Source organism: Prochlorococcus marinus str. MIT 1013 (assembly GCF_027359395.1).
Lineage (GTDB): Bacteria > Cyanobacteriota > Cyanobacteriia > PCC-6307 > Cyanobiaceae > Prochlorococcus_B > Prochlorococcus_B marinus_E.
The window spans coordinates 590,905-607,289 of record NZ_CP114778.1 but is presented as its reverse complement, the minus strand read 5'-3'; the positions used below and the strand labels follow the sequence as shown (position 1 = coordinate 607,289).

Below are 16,385 nucleotides of genomic sequence, written 5' to 3'. Positions count from 1 at the left end.
TACTAATCTTGTTTGTAGGTTTTGAACCTTTTTAGTCTGCTTTTCTTAACATACGTCTACTAACGGGGTTGACCCCTGATGTCAGTTATTTCAATACTTTTAAGGGTGTACCCCTTAGCTAAATATCATTTAAACAAGGGTAGACCCTACTATTAGTAGACAATAAGGAAATACTACGCCGCCATAGCAAGGGTTTTGTTGGCCTTTTCAAATGCACTTTCTGTTCCTTCTTTAGATGCCCATGAATATTCACGACAATGACATTCATAACTGTGACCCATCGATGAGGCCATTGAGCCGCCGTCAATATTTCGTTGATGTCCTCGAAGACTGTATGAGTGCCTTAGTGAATATGGTTTTAAATTCTCATCATTTGCTTTTAGCTCTTCTTTTAATGAGTTCCAATAGGGTTGCTTTCTCAAGAAATCTTTTAAAGCGTTTTGTTTCTCGCATGAAGGCAAAGGAATCATTTTCGCTTGCCAGCGTTTCATAAGGTTCCACTGCTGAACCTCGCCTTGATCATCGACCAATGGAAGCGGATGAACTTGTCGAGGCTTAGTAGTGCCGCCGCCGCTGCGCTTTTGATAAGAACACCACCAATAAGGTTTCCCAGTTTTGCGATCAGTTTTAACAGAAAGGAAATTTAATTCAATTGGCCTAAGACCTAATTCGCTCATTAGTCGAACAGCATCAGCCCATTTATTCGCATTGTCGGTATCAGGAAAAGAATTAATCAAGTTAATGATTTGTTGATCTGTGATTGGATCACCCGCATTAGAAACTGAATCTGTTTTCTTCTCTCCAATGTGATCTTTTAGCTCTGTTGTAGGAATCCACGCAACAGGGAACTTTTCTCGATAAACACAATGCTTGAGAAATTGAACAAGGTTTCTTGCTCTTTCTTGTCTTGTCCTACTGCCTGCTTCCCAATTGCGGATGCAAAGATCAATCAAAGTTTCAGGGTTGCTAGCTTTCCCTTTCTCTAATAAATCCACCGCATCGGTCACTACTGGTTCATATTTTTTTGCCCATGTAACCTCTTTAACTGTTTTCCCGTGTTTGGTCTTTTGAATTTTGAATCTATCTATCGCTCCTCTCCAGTCGTGCTCGGTTTGTAATTTAGGAGCGTCACCAGATGTAATTTGAGCAGCCGTTTTTAAGTCTCGACCCTCTTCTCTCATCGTGACGAAAATATTCCTGACTCTTATATATGCATCATCAGCGGCTAATTCATTCCATGCAAAAGGCAAAACAACTGATTGCTTTGGAGTGTCAGGAACCCTGATAACAAGACGTACATTTCCGCGAGCTTCTTCAACAGTCCAACCTTTAGCGAGTTTTGAGACTCCTTTTCTTAGACCAACCGCCCAATATTCTTGATTATTTATCCTTGGCATTTTTGTGGGCATATCGTGGGCAAAATATAGTCTTTTTCAAGTTTGCTTGCAAGTGGTAGTCCTTTTAATGTGTTGGTATCACTAGAAACCCTAGTTATAGCTTTATGGGGCTCGATGCTTTGGGAGCACTAGGTCGCAGGTTCGAATCCTGTCGCCCCGATCAGTCAGAGACAGGTTTCCCAGCCTGTCTTTTTTGATGGAATATTTCCAAAGGTCCCTCACGGGTCCCTCTTGAGTATTAACTTGCTAGTAATAGCTTTATTTCTTGTTTTTCCAGCCGAACATTTCAGCCATTTTTCCAGTTGAGGCAAAATATCCAATTGCTCCAAGGAATAAACCAAAAGCAATTAGATTGGGAACGATGCCACCAATAATCTGAGCTTCTCCAAAAGTCAGAAACGTAATCACAACAAAAACCCTTGCCCAGTTATCAGCGAAGTTCATATCTACATCATGCTTTTTTTGTTATTGCTTCAACAGTCATGTAGATACGCTCTGTGCTTTAATTCCTAAAATTTTCTGACTTAATGGCAACTGAAATCACCGTTTTAGACTTCAAGTTGAGCAATACATTTGAAGAATACTGCACTCATATGAAGGCTCCTGAACAACAAGCAATGTTCAAGGAAATGGGTGTGAAGACTTTTTATATCGGCCAATGCAAGGACGATCCCAAAAGAGCAACCGTTATGTTTGAGGGACCTGAAAATATTTTATATGACATCTTCACCAATCCAGAGACAAAAACAATAGTTGAGGCATCAGGTCATATTTACGAGCCAACAACAATAACTCGATGGATCAATACTTGCCCTAATTGCTAGATTTGTTGCCAACTTGGCTCATTCTCCAAATGCACAAATCATTCAATTAAGAAAATAAAAAGGCAAAAAAAAACCCTCTTTTTAAGGAGGGTTAACTAAATTTATTTGGTTAATTAACCAGAGAATGGGCAAGCTCCAGACATAGCACTTGCAAGGAAATTCTTGAAGATCGGTGCTTGGCCTAATCCATATAGGAAAAAAGTAGAAGAAGTCAAAGTGAGAGCGAGTTTTGAGGCTCTGTTTAACTTGATGCCTTCGCCTCCTCTGGTAAGAGATGAATTCATTTGCTTTGTGAAAAGTTGGACAAACCTAACGAGTTATAAAAGTTTCCGTAATAAAGAAAGATACGTTGTCATATAGAAGAGTGGAAGGCAGTAGTCCCTCAGTGATAGATATTTAGACAAAAGAAAACCCCCTGATGACCAAAAAAGGGGGTTAACTCAATTTTTGAAGGGATCCCCACTCCCTCGATCTTGTGAGAAAGGGAACTGCTATGAATTACAGCTCCCAGACTCTGATTAGTAGAAAACTCACTTACTACTGACTTATTGAAAATCTAAGAAAAAAATATTTAATCCTGCAGTTCGGTTGAGGTAGTGCTTTCTTTCTCCCTTGGGAAGAGGGTTGCTTATAAGTAGGCAAAAGAAAACCCTCGCTGTGGAGGGTTTCAAAAACTTAGTGAGGAAGTTTTGCGAAGAGACGACAGGATTTCACCAACTGTCCCCTGATCTAGCTTGAGCTTGTTGAACGCAACACAGCCTTTAACCCAGTTACTCGCTCTTGCCTGATGTGAGAATAAAAGGAAGTTCTCTTAAACAACAGTTCGGTTGAAGTAGGGCTAACCAGTTCGGACTAGTTATTCTTATGTGGATTATCAATAGATCTAATCATTGGATAAATATCTCTCTCATTAGTTGCCGTAGTTGGTGTTTGAGATTTATTTCTGTTGATTATTAGAAGAAGCCGTACCCAACCGTATCTTTGATTAACAAATCTAATACCTTATGTTTGTCACATCAACTCAATTCCAGTAATGACAACTTCTACTAAGACATCTTCACCTCAGGTAATTACTGAGTACGGCAAGCAAAACATCTTTGGCCGTGAGACACAACCTCAGCTTGTAGAGGATTACACCAGCTATCCAGAAGAAGCAGAAAAGACAAATGGCCGTTGGGCAATGATAGGAATGATCAGTCTTTTGGTTTCTTACTTCTCAACAGGTCAAATCATTCCTGGAATCTTTTGAGCTCTGAATCACCTTCCAATTCTGGCAACTACGTCAACGTAGTTGAAAAGTTCAAACCAGAAGACGCTGAAAAAGCTAATGGTCGTTGGGCAATGATCGGCATGATCGCTCTACTCGGTGCTTACTCAATAACCCACCAAATCATTCCTGGAATTTTCTAAACCAATAACTACTAAAAACAATGCAACCATCTAACAAAACAATCCTAGAAAGAAGCATCGGCAGACCAGCCATGATGGCATTCGTTCTACTAACAGGTATCTACCTAACAACCGGTCAACTTATCCCAGGTGTTGTTTAATGACTTCTCAAAATAACAACAACAGCAGAAACATCGATCCTGAAAAGGTAACCGCTGAAAGACTTAACGGCTACGCAGCATTGTTTGGATGCATCGCTTTAGTTGGTGCTTATGCAACAACAGGCCAAATCATTCCAGGTTTTGTTTAAGGCTAGTTTTTAAAATCTAATAAAAAAGGTCTCTTACTTGTCATTACGGAAGGGACTTTTTTTAATGCTTTAGGAGCACTTGTCGCAGATTCGAATCCTGTCGCCCCGGTCACTCAGAGAAAGGTTTTTCCAGCCTGTTTTTTTATTGGGAAGTGAGAAAGGGTAGCTGTAGGGGTAGCTAGATTATTTCAATAATTTCCTTGAATTTTTTTTTATAAAGACTATGATTTTTCCAATTAAAAAGGGCTGACATTTTTCAGCCCTTTTATTGGATTTTATTAACTTGTTCCAGCTAGATCAATTTCTTGCTGTGGGGCTTTTCAATCTTCTAATTCATTGACGTATCATGTCGCACTTGGAGATCCAGTCTTCTCCATATATGCCTCCTCTCCGTGTTGAGAGATATCTAATCCTGATTGCTCTTCGCTATTGTTTACTCTGAAATTGCAACCTAGTGATTTCAAAACTATTGCAATTACAAATGTTCCAATTGCAGCTATTCCATATGCGATTAAGACAGCTTGAAATTGACCTGAAATCAATGCCATGCGACCTTGCTCTTCAAGTACTAATCCTGCTGGATGAGAAGCTATTAACTCTGATTTCGCAAAGAACCCAGTAAGAAGAGCACCTGCTGTTCCACCCACACCATGCACAGCAAATGTATCTAAGGAATCATCAAAAGATAATTTGATTTTTAATTGTACGGATAAATAACAAAGGGCCGAGGTAATAGCACCTATCAACATTCCGCTTCCTGGACTAACGAACCCAGCAGCTGGAGTTATCCCGACTAATCCAGCTACTGCACCCGTAGCCATTCCTACAGCAGTTGACTTACCATCTTTTATTGACTCAATTAAGGCCCAAGCAACTAATCCAGCAGCGGCAGAAACATGAGTAGTTGTGAAAGGCAGTTCTGCACCACTCACGCTTAATTGACTTCCACCATTAAATCCGAACCAACCAAACCAGAGCAAACCAGTTCCTATTAATATTTGAGTAATGTCGTGTGGTGGTTTGATTCCTTTGGGCCAATTACTACGAGAACCTATTAATCCAGCAAGAACTAAAGCAGAGACGCCTGAGCTTATATGAACTACTGTTCCTCCTGCGAAATCTAAATCTTTACCAAGCAATCCTCCTCCCCAAACCATATGAGCTAGAGGTGCGTAAACAAGCAAAATCCAGATTGGAGTAAAGAAGCACCAAAAACGGAAACTTATTCTTTCGACAAGTGCTCCTGATATCAAAGCAGGAGTGATAATTGCAAACATCCCTTGAAAGAGTGCAAAACTTAGACCTGGAATTTGTAACCCCTCCCAGTTAGAGGGAAGATTTTCTAAAAACGCATAGGTTGATGGATTTCCTATGAATGCATTGGATGCGCCTCCATCAGAGAAAGCAAGACTAAATCCAATTGTTGACCAAACAAGGGTTGCGATTCCCATCATCACAAAGCTCATTGCCATTGTGTTGAGAACATTCTTGGCCTGAGTAAAACCTCCATAAAAGAATGCAAGACCTGGTGTCATCAGCAGAACCAGAGCTGATGAAGTCAATATCAATGTATTGTCTGCAGCTGAAAGATTTGATTCGGTTGCATTAGCAGGAAGGAATGACGCAAAAATTAGCTGAAGTGCTGGCACCGCTAATAACGCGATTCCTATCTTTCCGATACGAGTTCGTAACAAGATAAAAAAGTGTTCTTCGATACACTTTGCCTCTCGATTGAAGGAAAAGTGTTCATTATGAACACTTTTTTAGTATTAAGTATTTATGCTTTTAGCTTCGGTTGATTTTTGAAGTTAATGATCTTTGCATTTTGAACATTCTTTGCAATCCGTGCAATCGCAAGGACAAGTACAACCACAACCTGGACAAACTTCTTTCTCATTAGAAACTGAAGCCTCTGCCATAAAATAAGTTAAAGACATAGCAATCACTGATTAGATCTTGCAAATATAAAGATAAATTCCTATAAAGTCAACTATAGTAATAACAAATGATCTTTTTATTGAAAGCTTTTGGGAATGATTGTCATTTTTAAGGAATATTTTTATAGCTTTTCGTAATGTCTATCCCTTATTTTCTGCAAAGATTCCTCACTTCCTCTCCCAACCGAACATCTCAGCCATTTTTCCTGTTGCAGCAAAATATCCAATCGCTCCAAGGAACAACCCAAAAGCAATCAGCTTTGGAACTATTCCACCAATGATTTGAGCTTTAGCCAAGAGAATCATTTTTATTGATGAGGCGGTACTTTCTCTCCTCGTCTGACTTTTGCCTTTCTGGTTTGATCAAAATAAATAATCACCCCACAAAAAAATGCTAATCCAACCAAGTTAGGAATTATCCCACCAATTATTTCGAACTCTTCAAAGAATTCCATGTATATCTTTATAGCCTCCAATTTGTCTTGTTTAGATTAGAGACTTAAAAAAGAAATTGCTTAGTCTTGCTTCTCTTTCTCTTGGCTAAATTTAAACCAACCGTTTTCTCTCATTCCCCTTCTAATAGCAGTAACAAGTGCTCCAAGGAAAAAAGATCCTAAACCAGCAAAAATTGCCAGAGTCAGTAAAGGCTTTACTCCGGATACAGCTGTATTTTGAAGGGCAGGATCTAAGGGATCCATCAGATCGTTGCTTGATCAGTCGTCATAAACTTTGCATGTTGAAGAAGTTGGGTGGATCTCACATTCTTCTTTCCAAAACTCTTCTCTGGTTTCTGCAGGAATTTCGTAATTGAAATCATGCATTACTCGAATATCACTCAAAGCATTTTTGATGACAGGAAATGGAGTTCTTAGCTTCATAAACCTCCTGTTCGGATGAATATGTTCTACTTGATTCCTTTTGATTTAAACACCTCGGCTTTTACTCAAGTACTACTTCCTATTCCTTCGATAGAAAAAAAGCAGCGGAGGACTATCGATTTCAGCTCATAGAAGTTGAATTGAGTATTTTTTTCATTGATAGAAAATGGTATCAACCGCTACACTTCTTTTACGTTCGATTTCCCTAGGGAAATGCATGTTTGGGCAGCACGGAACGGGGTTGCCTCTGCTGAGAAACGTAATGAATCAACTTCTTTTAATCAGAAAAAGTATCTGCAAGAAAAACTCACTCCACAATGCTGAGTTGTTTCTTTCTTCCAGACCCAGTCATAGAAGTCCAATTGAATTAAATATCCGATTACTCAAGAAAAAGGCCCAAAGAAAACTGATACACCAATCCGGATTGAATCTTGCTTCCAAATGTAGATCTATCTCCTTTCAGCTGAACAGCCACTTAGCCCAAAAAAAAGAACACGAGAAAAGGCTGCATTCAGCTCAAATCATTTCAATGACAAGTTGATTTAGCCAATACTAGGTCGACAGTCGATTTATCTTGGGGGCATTGCCCCCTTTTTTATGCCACACTCCAACGCCTGAAAGTAAAGGGACTGAAAAACTCCCTTAGAGAAAAGAGGGATCTAAAAGTGATGGTCGATAAGAAAGCACAAATGGACGATGCTCGCTTTTAACTGCAACAATGACATCTTCTCCCGTATGCCAAATCCATTGCTGTTGAGGAGAGCCACCTTCAACATCAACACTTGTACCAACTGGAGGACCAAAACGATACCTTAATCCTGCCAAAACTTCAGTCATGTTTTCATTGTCTATTTCATAAGCAAGTTGCTTTAATCCATCCTCATTTTCAATTCGAACTCGAAGAACCTCTACAGGTAAGCCACTAATTTGAATATCTTTAACTTCAAAAAGATTCTGGGTTGATTCTTCTTTGATGGGACTGAAAGATATACCAAGATGGCTCTCTACCTTTTGAAGGTCCATTCCCCACGTCAAACCCTCAACACAGGCAAATACTGGTTCAGAGATTAGTTGGGTAAGAAAAAGAAAAACAATTAAAACTAGGGATCTATATAGTTTTTGCATTTATATCTACAGAAAAATGGCTGATAATTAAAGGTTAATCAACTTGGAATGAATTAAAAGTCTTGTGTTAATTAAGCCATAGACCACCACCTAGCAGTAGTGGGACTAGCTCCATAAATTCCAGCAATCTGTTCCCAACTCCAGCCGTAACTTCTATACCTATTGATTCTTATCTTTCCAGCCAAACAACTCAGCCATCTTTCCAGTTGAAGCAAAGATTGGATAGCCCTACCTCAACCGAACAGCAGTAGTGGAGAAATTCTTTTTATGTTATTACCAGCTTGATGGCGTAATACGGAATACATCATCAAATTAGATCGGGGGACGGTCGTCGAAATCCTGTCCTCTCTTCGCAAATCATTAAAAGTTCATTAGGTCTGCACTTTTTTTGGTAAACAAAAACTCAGGTTAAGTCTTGCATTTCCTACATACCGGCATAACCAGTCTCTTCAAGTCATTGATTAGGCGCTTTGAGTAACTATTAAAGCTTGAAACCCTTCTTAAAACGAGGGTTTTTTAGTGTATAGCCTTCAAGTCATAGACCATTGATTAACAGTTGCAGGTCAGTTAAAAACGAAATCGAATCTCTGTCTATAAAAGTCTTTAAAATGATTATATAAGAATGGATTCTCAACTCCTTCTCTTTTATTAGTTTTAATTCTGCAAAGATCGCAGTTGTCTATTTTGGGGATGGTGAAGAGAGTAAAGAGTTTCATAATGCCTACTTTCTTACACTCTTTTTCTAATCCTTCTTTTTACTTGTAGGGAGTAGGTAAGCACTACTTAAATTGTCGTAATGTCTGCTTTACCTACTTATTCTTATTTGTTATTGTATATGTACGTTCGCCTCAATTGTGGGGTGCATGAGATGGAAGTAGGGAACGGGATTTCCAGTAATTGAATAGGTCATGAACAACCTAGCTTTAACTAAAAAGCGTATTAAGAAAGCAGAAAGGCTTCACGCTGCTCAACTTGCAACATTTAAGAAAGGAGTATTTACTTTTTTCAAATCTTCAGTTTTTGAAGAAAGACAAAAGCAAGCTCGTGAAGAAGTTGCAGCAATGGATTCTTAATTCAGAATTAATTGTTGACAGTCGATCACCAGGGGGCAGTTAGCCCCCTATAAAATTAACTTTCAACCGAGCTTTCAATTTACAAACAACAGTCATCCAAAAGACTTAAGGGATTACAGCAACCCAAGAGAAAGCAAGTCCTATTCCTATCCAAATCCCTGCAAATAAATTGCGACCATTCAATCCAAAATTATCAATAACCGATTGAGTGGATTGTGTGACCAGCAAAAGTAAGAATAGTTGTGCAAGAAGAAGGCCTAAAAAGTAACCAATCAGCGGTGTAGGTTCTGCACCAACGATTGTGCTTCCAAGTAAGTAGCCATGTAATGAAAACATTGGCAAAAGCCATTTAGTGCTCACAAGATTTAGAACAATTAAGCCCTCTACAGCCAAAGTTAGAGAGACAAGTGCTTCTGCCCAAGGAGCTACTAAATCAGGCAACGGCTGTAGTTGTACTAGCGCACTTCCTCCTAATCCAACAGCTAAAAGTGGGAGAATCCATTTCATGGATCTCTTTAATCCCACCAGAGCAATTCCTAACATAAAAAGTAAATGATCAGGTCCAAGTAATGGATGACCGATACCACTAAGAAGAGCTTGCCATGCTGAAAGATCAGTACTCTCTCCCATTCCAAAAGGATGATGAGCTAAAGCTGAGTTAGATAAAAAGGTAAGTACTAAAAATAATGGAGTTAAAACTGCAAGAGAAAACTTGCGCACCAAAAAATGAAACCTCATAGGTCGATCCTCGTCGAATTGTAAAGAAGGCGGGCATTCTGACTGGTATCGAAGAAGCTCGATACATCACAGTTGCGGGACAGCAGCGGATTCGCACCGCTTTTCCCCATCACTTCCAATAACTGATCGCTATTAGAACCTTAAAAATATTATGCCAGAAAAGTAATATCTATGAATTACTTGTTAAGAGGATTATTGAGTGAATTTAAATTTATTTTAGCTACCTGAAGTTAATCCATTCACAATGAGCTGAACGTTATGACGGAGTAACTTTAAATATGTTGGTGCGGGCCCATCGCTTTTTGATAGAGAATCTACATAAAGATTTCCACCGAAAGTTGCTCCTGATTCAATAGCAACTTGCTTTTGAGCTTCTGAACTTACTGAACTTTCACAAAAGATCGTAGGGACTTCTTTCTCTTTAATTGTTTTTATTAGATTGGCCATACGCTTAGGAGTTACTTGACTTTCAGCATTAACTGGCCATAAATAAGCTTCCTGCATGCCATAGTCATTGGCTAAATATGTAAAAGCACCTTCACAGCTCACTAAGACTCTTTTCTTTAGGGGGATTTTTGATAATGTCAACCTTAATTCATTATCAAGATTCATTAACTCCTTTTTATAGTTATTACCATTACTTCTATAAGTTGATTCATTGAGTGGATCAATTTCTATAAAAGTTTCAACAAGTTTATCTACATATAGCATAGCTTTTTGGGGAGACATCCAGGCATGTGGATTGGGTTTACCTTTATATTTATCTTCCTCAATAGCCAGTGGTTTTATTCCATCACTTAATGTAATTGTTGGAACATTACCAGCTGTGGCAGTAAATCTTTTAAACCATAATTCTAAACCTAGTCCATTTTCAATAATTAATTGGGCTTTAGACGCTTTAATAACATCGCTTGGTGTGAATTGATAACTATGAATTTCTGCGCCTGGTTTAGTAATTGATTGAATTGTTAATTTCTCACCGGCAACGTTTTTAGCAAGATCAGCAAGGACTGTAAATGTTGTCACAACAACAGGTTTGTTTTTCTCTGGGTTAATCCTTTTTGAGTCATTGACGGGTAAGGAACAACCCGTTACAAAAACAACTGAAAAAGCTAGAAAAAACAACTTCATCCTTTTCATAAGATAAGAAATTTCTACATAGATAATTATCAAACTAACAGATAGCACTAATAGTTTTAATCGAATGTGTATCCTTAATAAATTATTCTAAGGAACAAAATTTAAACGCATTTCAAATCCTCCTTTACTGTTTTGTTCAGAGGAAATTGAGGCTATTTGCACCTCTTATAATTATTCTTTCTAATCCGGCAAAGATCGCAGTTATCTTTTTTGGGGATAGTGAAGGGAGTGAATAGTCTCATAAGACCTCCTTTTGCTACACCTTTGGTCTAATCCTTATGTTTACTTATTAGGAGTAGGAGAACACTACAAAAAGTTGAATAAAAAGTTAATTTCTAAGTGATCCTTCTATTAATTCTTTTTCTAACAGCTTTTAATTGAACATCGAATCTTAATTGCTTTATGTGATCTAGTTTTTCTGCCTTATCTGCTGGCATTGTCCTCGCCGCCTCAACCATTGCGAAAGCATATTTATGCCTAGCTTTTGGAAAAGAACCCATAGTCGAAGTACGGAATGGTGTTAGTACATTGTCGAAACGGTAATCCTTTGTGAATCGAGAAAATTACTCAAATATCTCACGATGTAATAAAAGTTGCTTAGTTATTACTAAAGAGGTTTAGAAAAGATTGGAAAGCCCTACCCCAACCGAACTTTTATTTTAGAGAACTTACTTTTATTCTTACATCAATCAAGAGCGAGTATCGAAAGGATGCGATAGCTCTGGTCTGAGAAGGGGACAGTCGCCGAAATCCTGTCCCTTTTCTCGCACATCATAAAAAGTTCATTAGGTCTGCACTTTTTTTGGTAAACAAATACTCAGGTTAAGCCTTGCATTTCCTACATATCAGGCATAACCCTCTTCAATCTTCGATTAAGAGCTTTGAGTAACTATTAAAGCTACTAAACCCTCCCTAAAAAGAGGGTTTTTTAGTGTCTATGGGGTACTTTTGCTACAACAGAAGCTTGGAAAAATTAGTTAGGTTTACAAAAATTTGGTCACTGGTTTGTTCACTCCCTATCACGCAAAAGTGTTTGGAATAATGCTCATTTCTGGTGGAGCTTCACTCTGGCAACTGGGTGAAGGGAACGACTTTAGATAAAGATCAAAAATCAATTGACTGCTACACGCAACCCAAAACAAAGAAAAAGCCCAGGTTCGATCTTGGTGAGATTTTATTAGCTCTAAGCCTTTAGGGTTATTGTGGATAGTTAGCTCTTCGTGCTAAAAGTTAAGATACTTCGACTTCATAAATTGACCTTTAGATTATCCAAAAATGTCTTTTATTGCAGGCATACTTGCTAATGCACTTTTGTTCTCATCTTTGCTGTTAGTAGTAGGTGTTCCAGTTTTTTATATGACTCAAGATAGTCCAGAGGACAATAGAAATCCAAACATAAGAAAAATAGAAGCCCTTGGTGGTGTTTGGTTCGTATTGGTTTTATTGAATGGATTAGTGGGTGGAATTGCACAAGGTTATTCTGGTTAAATTAAAAATCAATTTATAGAATCATTGTTCAAAAAATCACGGTTTTTTTTATGCCAATTAAATTAATTTATAGTAAATATAAGGCCATGAAACGGTTGAATAAAACAAGTATGTTTTTGATCGTAATTAGTGTTGCTACTACTCTGCCCTATCAATTTCATTACTTAGCATCAATTAAATAAATACAGCTTAAGTTTTTACTTCTATCCTCTCAAGGCTTCATTCAGAACAAATCATCTCAATGAAAGGGTGAAATCAACTTGAAAAAAAAGAAAAGATTGGAAAGCCCTACTTCAACCGAACTTCAGTAGTAGACAAATATTTTATATCTTCAGTAAATCGGTGGTCCGGAATGTTCAACCTTTGTTTCACCGAAAAACTTTTCACTTCTTTCCTAAGCCTGATTATGAAATTCTTTGCAACTTCACTTTGCGCATTGGTTTGCTTGTTAGGTATTCCAGCAATTTATCAAGTTTCAACCACTCCAGGAATTTTCTACGTTTAACTACTATGTACGGAATTAACGAAGCAACAATCATTGCCAGCTTGGCTATCCCTGCAGGTTTGTTCATTGGCTTTTCAACAATCCTCGTCAACAGACTTCGTCAGTGCATGTAATGACTACCTTTACTCAAGCCAAAACAAAGAAAAAGTCTAAGCTCGGACTTGGTGAGTTTATTGGTGGGATTTTGTTTGATCTTTACGCTCGTTACTAATTCATGGGCAATCTCCTAGCAGTAGTAGGATAAACACCCCAGAAACATTCGCTTTGTACTACAACACTGTCATATATCAACTGATTAGATTTTTATAAGTTTAGGTCTAGAAAATGTTTACTGCATATCACGCAATCATGTTCGCGGTTTTATTGATAGGTGGGGCTGGCGTCATTCTTAAAGCTTCTTCAGGGGAAGAGTCCCTAGCAAATAATCCAGTTCCAGTTAAGGCTACTGAATCAAAGTTTGACTTAAACACCTACTAAACAAAATCTAAAAAGCTGAAATGCCAAGCCAAGTAATTGTGATTTTTGCTTCTGTTTTGTTCGCCTTGGGTGGAATTTGGGTTTTAATTTCTGGCTTTGATGATGACGATAATGATGGAGATGGGATGACTTTTCCAGAGTTTCAAAGCGTGTAGAATTAATCATTGAGTCAGCGTTTCTAAATTAAAACCAAAAGAAACTGTTCTCATTGGCGATTGATAAATTTAAAGTTTTCTGATTTATTGGTGGAGCGAAATAACTACCAGCCCAACTCTTTTATAAGTAGCGAATGTAGATTATTGGAAACTGCATTGGGTAGATGTTGACTATGCAAAGAGTTACTGGAAAAACAACAATGACATAAAGTAGCCAATCTAAGCACTAAGCTTTTCCCAAATAACCTCTGATTCTTTGAACAAGTCAATAGCTTCTTGTTTGCCAAGTATCTTTTGTGCATCATTCATTAGTTCTATATATCTAAGTCTTAGTTCTTGTTTATCCATAAGCTGCATTTGTATTTCATGCAGTGACTTTTCACTGAGTGCTAGATTGTTTTTATTAGGCGCGTGCGAAAAATTTAATGATGCATTTTGGTGAGGCATTGAAATAAATCTGATTAACTACTTAGCGAGAAAGGGAAATTGCTACTTAGAACAATTTCCCTAGCTCTAGTTGAGTGTCAAAAAGGTGCTTTGCAAACCTTTTTTTCACTAGTAGGTCATTGCTCGACCTACGCAACGTGTTTAATATTTTGGCTAAGTAATTCTGCTGTTGAGTTGATTGAGTAGTACGGTTTTCCTTCTTAGAAATTGGAAATACCGAGGAGAAAAAAAAGGAACTTAACTCATAAGTTCAACTAATACTCGAAACCCCTACATCTATAGAGGCACAGCCTCGCTTATTTGGTTTTAAGTTTAGAACTTACCTGCGAGTACAAGGTCAAATGGCTCAACGAATAAACGTTGCACTAAGTTTAATCCCACCAGGAAGTAGAGATTTATTTGAGTTTGTTTTTTTCTGCGCAGTTGGTTTTACTGCTGGGAGTTTGGGATTAATATGACTTCTACATTCCTTTTTGTTGGCATTGCTGCTTTGTTTTACATGATGGCTTGTTTGTGGAGAGACTTGAAGAGTAATCCAAGATCTTATTTTATTAAATAGAAATTACCTAGTTGAACTTTTTGTTAGTTCTAAGCCTTAAAGCTTCTTTTTGATAGCTGGTTCTGATTTCTTTTATATGAGATTGCTTTTCGGCCCAATCCACTGGCATTGTCCTTGAGGCCTTTACTAATTCGAACGCATACCTATGAGTTTCCTTTTGAAAATCCATAGTCGAAGTAGGGATTGATAAAAGTATCTTTGCCACTTCATTGACCTTTTGTCTATGTACAAATGAAAAATAAGTATTAATTACCCGAACTGGTTAGCCCTACATGGACCGACCTACAAGACAAGAGAACCCTTTTTATATTCATAACATCCTCATACGAACCAACCAGAACAAAACTTTTAGTCATGTGTGCAATCAACAAAACTACTGCTGCAAAACTAATCGTTCTCTGGAATCTTCCTGCACTTCTTTTATTAGCTGGTACTTATGAAGTTGTTACAACTGTATTCCCTTAACTAACAATGACATCATCTAAAAGCCCAAAGAATTGGTCAGAGTGGAATAACACAAAACATTTCACGGATTATTCAAGAGATTCAGGTACAGGCAAATTTGTTCGCTTTACGATTGCTGCCTTGCTTTTTGCTCCTGTTGGCTTTCTTGCTTATATGACTACTATTTAATAATTACATGACAACAAAAGAAAGAATTAAAGCCGCGGAAATTCGCATTAAAGAACTACAAACTCTTATTCAATTCTTGAAGAATGAGAAATGAAACCCATTTAAATTAATAAGTTATTTTTTTTCCTGTAGAAGTTAGTCTCACTCCTTCTTTTAAGACAATTTTATTCTCTAGTCTTATCAGCTATAAAATTTTAATTAGTTTTCTTGCTTTAAATGAACTTCCATACACATGGTTGTACATTCAACTCCTTCATTATTCAATGAACAAGCAGTAACACACTCAAAATACAAATCGATAGAATCTGTCTCAATTGACTTTCGATCATTTTCAAAAGACTTTGACATATATAAGAATGTATTAGTTATCACTATTCAGCACTTAACTTGGGCCTTTGTTTTAAAAATAACTTTATATAAATACTTAAATATTCTCTTTATATAATCCTACTGATTGATAACTTTAATTTATGATTACACATTGATAAGTCATATCATTGTCAAACTAAAAAGTTGTCTGGATAATTAAGGTAAAAAGTAATATACAAGTATGATTTGTTATTGAGTTTTAAAATTTTTAACTATTTAGTCGAAAAGCTAGGCGTTACATTATCAGGACTTTGTCAAAAATTATTTTTTATTAGTAAAACTAATTGGATGGATAAAGCTTTGAAATTCTTTTGGATTGTCTTGCAATTTTTCTGCGTTTGAATTTGTCATTTGTCATCTTCGTGAATACAAAGCCAGGAACAATCCAAGTTGAGGAGATGAGACAAGTCATTAAAAATTGGTTATGAAATATATTATCCATTTAAATTTAAATATAAATATTATTTATATTATGGCTTATTCAAACTTTTAGTGTGTGGTTGTAAATACCCTAAGGCCGGAATTCATAATAAATACTTATCTTTTTCTAAGATTTGATATTAAAAAATAAATTAATGGTCTTTTATCCACGTTCATTTAATTAATTCATCTATAACTGTTTTTCTCTAACTAAATAATTATGCAAATTTTCGCTGGTTTACTTTCAACATCCGCTCCTACAGCTCCAATAGTAGGAATAGCTTCAATAGTGCTATTTGCAATTGTTGGTTTGATGGTTGGACCAGATTATGATGGAATGAATGCTCCTTCTATAGGCAATAGCAAAAGCGATGATTGACTTCGCATTAAGAAATAGTTATTAATTAATGTCATACGTATTACCAAATTAGGAAACAATTAAATATCACTAGATGTTCTTATTCAATTTGGAAAAAAGTAGGCTGATATATCAACTCAGATAAACAAAGGTTGCTTTTACC

29 protein-coding genes and 1 riboswitch are annotated in these 16,385 nt (G+C 37.1%); of the genes, 11 read left to right on the top strand and 18 right to left on the bottom strand.

The window, feature by feature from the left end:
• Positions 1 to 173: 173 nt before the first annotated feature.
• Entirely contained in the window at positions 174 to 1,397 is a 1,224-nt protein-coding gene (locus tag O5633_RS04060; protein ID WP_269610823.1) for a site-specific integrase, read from the bottom strand.
• Positions 1,398 to 1,655: 258 nt separating this feature from the next.
• Entirely contained in the window at positions 1,656 to 1,841 is a 186-nt protein-coding gene (locus O5633_RS04055; protein WP_269610822.1) for a hypothetical protein, read from the bottom strand.
• A gap of 83 nt (positions 1,842 to 1,924) precedes the next feature.
• On the opposite strand from O5633_RS04055, the gene O5633_RS04050 reads away from it, so the two are divergent.
• Complete coding sequence (locus tag O5633_RS04050) at positions 1,925 to 2,221, top strand: DUF3764 family protein (RefSeq protein WP_269610821.1); 297 nt, start codon at positions 1,925 to 1,927, stop codon at positions 2,219 to 2,221.
• Positions 2,222 to 2,334: 113 nt separating this feature from the next.
• On the opposite strand, the gene O5633_RS04045 is transcribed toward O5633_RS04050, so the two are convergent.
• Entirely contained in the window at positions 2,335 to 2,505 is a 171-nt protein-coding gene (locus O5633_RS04045) for a hypothetical protein (RefSeq protein ID WP_269610819.1), read from the bottom strand.
• A 749-nt stretch (positions 2,506 to 3,254) separates the two neighbouring features.
• Here O5633_RS04045 and O5633_RS04040 point away from each other — a divergent pair.
• The 4 genes from O5633_RS04040 to O5633_RS04025 are packed head-to-tail and all read left to right on the top strand — an operon-like array spanning position 3,255 to position 3,920.
• Positions 3,255 to 3,470: a high light inducible protein gene (locus O5633_RS04040; protein ID WP_269610817.1), complete on the top strand. Its 216-nt coding sequence runs from the start codon at positions 3,255 to 3,257 to the stop codon at positions 3,468 to 3,470.
• Positions 3,467 to 3,631: a hypothetical protein gene (locus O5633_RS04035; RefSeq protein WP_269610816.1), complete on the top strand. Its 165-nt coding sequence runs from the start codon at positions 3,467 to 3,469 to the stop codon at positions 3,629 to 3,631. The genes O5633_RS04040 and O5633_RS04035 overlap by 4 nt, the downstream gene beginning before the upstream one ends.
• A gap of 20 nt (positions 3,632 to 3,651) precedes the next feature.
• Positions 3,652 to 3,771, top strand: a complete 120-nt coding sequence (locus O5633_RS04030) for a high light inducible protein (protein ID WP_011294968.1) — start codon at positions 3,652 to 3,654, stop codon at positions 3,769 to 3,771.
• Positions 3,771 to 3,920 carry a high light inducible protein gene (locus tag O5633_RS04025; protein WP_269610814.1) on the top strand — a complete coding sequence of 50 codons (150 nt, stop codon included), beginning with the start codon at positions 3,771 to 3,773 and terminating at the stop codon, positions 3,918 to 3,920. The genes O5633_RS04030 and O5633_RS04025 overlap by 1 nt, the downstream gene beginning before the upstream one ends.
• A 344-nt stretch (positions 3,921 to 4,264) precedes the next feature.
• Here O5633_RS04025 and O5633_RS04020 read toward each other — a convergent pair whose 3' ends face one another.
• From O5633_RS04020 to O5633_RS03985, 8 genes are all read right to left on the bottom strand, one after another.
• Positions 4,265 to 5,614, bottom strand: a complete 1,350-nt coding sequence (locus tag O5633_RS04020) for an ammonium transporter (protein WP_269610812.1) — start codon at positions 5,612 to 5,614, stop codon at positions 4,265 to 4,267.
• A 114-nt stretch (positions 5,615 to 5,728) separates the two neighbouring features.
• Positions 5,729 to 5,857 carry a hypothetical protein gene (locus tag O5633_RS04015; protein WP_269610811.1) on the bottom strand — a complete coding sequence of 43 codons (129 nt, stop codon included), beginning with the start codon at positions 5,855 to 5,857 and terminating at the stop codon, positions 5,729 to 5,731.
• A 168-nt stretch (positions 5,858 to 6,025) separates the two neighbouring features.
• Positions 6,026 to 6,154 (bottom strand): hypothetical protein, encoded by a 129-nt coding sequence (locus O5633_RS04010; protein ID WP_269611375.1) that lies wholly within the window; start codon positions 6,152 to 6,154, stop codon positions 6,026 to 6,028.
• A gap of 11 nt (positions 6,155 to 6,165) precedes the next feature.
• Positions 6,166 to 6,312, bottom strand: a complete 147-nt coding sequence (locus O5633_RS04005) for a hypothetical protein (RefSeq protein ID WP_269610810.1) — start codon at positions 6,310 to 6,312, stop codon at positions 6,166 to 6,168.
• 60 nt (positions 6,313 to 6,372) lie between these two features.
• On the bottom strand, positions 6,373 to 6,555 hold the full coding sequence (locus tag O5633_RS04000) for a hypothetical protein (protein ID WP_269610809.1): 183 nt from the start codon (positions 6,553 to 6,555) through the stop codon (positions 6,373 to 6,375).
• Between the two features lie 15 nt (positions 6,556 to 6,570).
• Positions 6,571 to 6,735 carry a hypothetical protein gene (locus O5633_RS03995; protein WP_269610808.1) on the bottom strand — a complete coding sequence of 55 codons (165 nt, stop codon included), beginning with the start codon at positions 6,733 to 6,735 and terminating at the stop codon, positions 6,571 to 6,573.
• A 642-nt stretch (positions 6,736 to 7,377) separates the two neighbouring features.
• The gene (locus O5633_RS03990; RefSeq protein ID WP_269610807.1) at positions 7,378 to 7,860 is read right to left on the bottom strand and encodes a hypothetical protein; all 483 of its coding nucleotides are present in this window, start codon (positions 7,858 to 7,860) and stop codon (positions 7,378 to 7,380) included.
• 71 nt (positions 7,861 to 7,931) lie between these two features.
• Positions 7,932 to 8,075 (bottom strand): hypothetical protein, encoded by a 144-nt coding sequence (locus O5633_RS03985; RefSeq protein WP_269610806.1) that lies wholly within the window; start codon positions 8,073 to 8,075, stop codon positions 7,932 to 7,934.
• Between the two features lie 693 nt (positions 8,076 to 8,768).
• Here O5633_RS03985 and O5633_RS03980 point away from each other — a divergent pair.
• Positions 8,769 to 8,933: a hypothetical protein gene (locus tag O5633_RS03980; protein WP_269610805.1), complete on the top strand. Its 165-nt coding sequence runs from the start codon at positions 8,769 to 8,771 to the stop codon at positions 8,931 to 8,933.
• A 105-nt stretch (positions 8,934 to 9,038) separates the two neighbouring features.
• Here O5633_RS03980 and O5633_RS03975 read toward each other — a convergent pair whose 3' ends face one another.
• The 3 genes from O5633_RS03975 to O5633_RS03965 all read right to left on the bottom strand — a co-directional run bounded on the left by O5633_RS03975 (position 9,039) and on the right by O5633_RS03965 (position 11,311).
• The gene (locus O5633_RS03975) at positions 9,039 to 9,671 is read right to left on the bottom strand and encodes a HupE/UreJ family protein (protein WP_269610804.1); all 633 of its coding nucleotides are present in this window, start codon (positions 9,669 to 9,671) and stop codon (positions 9,039 to 9,041) included.
• Between the two features lie 10 nt (positions 9,672 to 9,681).
• Positions 9,682 to 9,829: riboswitch (cobalamin riboswitch) on the bottom strand.
• Positions 9,830 to 9,887: 58 nt separating this feature from the next.
• Positions 9,888 to 10,802 carry a metal ABC transporter substrate-binding protein gene (locus tag O5633_RS03970; RefSeq protein ID WP_269610802.1) on the bottom strand — a complete coding sequence of 305 codons (915 nt, stop codon included), beginning with the start codon at positions 10,800 to 10,802 and terminating at the stop codon, positions 9,888 to 9,890.
• 344 nt (positions 10,803 to 11,146) lie between these two features.
• Positions 11,147 to 11,311, bottom strand: a complete 165-nt coding sequence (locus O5633_RS03965; RefSeq protein WP_269610801.1) for a hypothetical protein — start codon at positions 11,309 to 11,311, stop codon at positions 11,147 to 11,149.
• 775 nt (positions 11,312 to 12,086) lie between these two features.
• Here O5633_RS03965 and psbZ point away from each other — a divergent pair.
• Positions 12,087 to 12,299, top strand: coding sequence for a photosystem II reaction center protein PsbZ (psbZ, locus tag O5633_RS03960; protein WP_269610800.1), 213 nt, complete (start codon positions 12,087 to 12,089; stop codon positions 12,297 to 12,299).
• Positions 12,300 to 12,703: 404 nt separating this feature from the next.
• On the opposite strand, the gene O5633_RS03955 is transcribed toward psbZ, so the two are convergent.
• On the bottom strand, positions 12,704 to 12,871 hold the full coding sequence (locus O5633_RS03955) for a hypothetical protein (protein ID WP_269610799.1): 168 nt from the start codon (positions 12,869 to 12,871) through the stop codon (positions 12,704 to 12,706).
• Positions 12,872 to 13,128: 257 nt separating this feature from the next.
• Between O5633_RS03955 and O5633_RS03950 the strand changes: the two genes are divergently transcribed.
• Both O5633_RS03950 and O5633_RS03945 read left to right on the top strand, forming a co-directional pair.
• Positions 13,129 to 13,281 carry a hypothetical protein gene (locus O5633_RS03950; protein ID WP_269610798.1) on the top strand — a complete coding sequence of 51 codons (153 nt, stop codon included), beginning with the start codon at positions 13,129 to 13,131 and terminating at the stop codon, positions 13,279 to 13,281.
• Between the two features lie 20 nt (positions 13,282 to 13,301).
• The gene (locus tag O5633_RS03945) at positions 13,302 to 13,436 is read left to right on the top strand and encodes a hypothetical protein (protein ID WP_269610797.1); all 135 of its coding nucleotides are present in this window, start codon (positions 13,302 to 13,304) and stop codon (positions 13,434 to 13,436) included.
• Positions 13,437 to 13,655: 219 nt separating this feature from the next.
• Here O5633_RS03945 and O5633_RS03940 read toward each other — a convergent pair whose 3' ends face one another.
• Both O5633_RS03940 and O5633_RS03935 read right to left on the bottom strand, forming a co-directional pair.
• On the bottom strand, positions 13,656 to 13,883 hold the full coding sequence (locus tag O5633_RS03940) for a hypothetical protein (RefSeq protein WP_269610796.1): 228 nt from the start codon (positions 13,881 to 13,883) through the stop codon (positions 13,656 to 13,658).
• A 566-nt stretch (positions 13,884 to 14,449) separates the two neighbouring features.
• On the bottom strand, positions 14,450 to 14,647 hold the full coding sequence (locus tag O5633_RS03935) for a hypothetical protein (RefSeq protein WP_269610794.1): 198 nt from the start codon (positions 14,645 to 14,647) through the stop codon (positions 14,450 to 14,452).
• Positions 14,648 to 14,913: 266 nt separating this feature from the next.
• Between O5633_RS03935 and O5633_RS03930 the strand changes: the two genes are divergently transcribed.
• Positions 14,914 to 15,075 carry a hypothetical protein gene (locus O5633_RS03930; RefSeq protein WP_269610793.1) on the top strand — a complete coding sequence of 54 codons (162 nt, stop codon included), beginning with the start codon at positions 14,914 to 14,916 and terminating at the stop codon, positions 15,073 to 15,075.
• Between the two features lie 198 nt (positions 15,076 to 15,273).
• On the opposite strand, the gene O5633_RS03925 is transcribed toward O5633_RS03930, so the two are convergent.
• Positions 15,274 to 15,423 carry a hypothetical protein gene (locus tag O5633_RS03925; RefSeq protein WP_269610792.1) on the bottom strand — a complete coding sequence of 50 codons (150 nt, stop codon included), beginning with the start codon at positions 15,421 to 15,423 and terminating at the stop codon, positions 15,274 to 15,276.
• Between the two features lie 661 nt (positions 15,424 to 16,084).
• Between O5633_RS03925 and O5633_RS03920 the strand changes: the two genes are divergently transcribed.
• The gene (locus tag O5633_RS03920; RefSeq protein ID WP_269610791.1) at positions 16,085 to 16,243 is read left to right on the top strand and encodes a hypothetical protein; all 159 of its coding nucleotides are present in this window, start codon (positions 16,085 to 16,087) and stop codon (positions 16,241 to 16,243) included.
• Positions 16,244 to 16,385 lie beyond the last annotated feature (142 nt).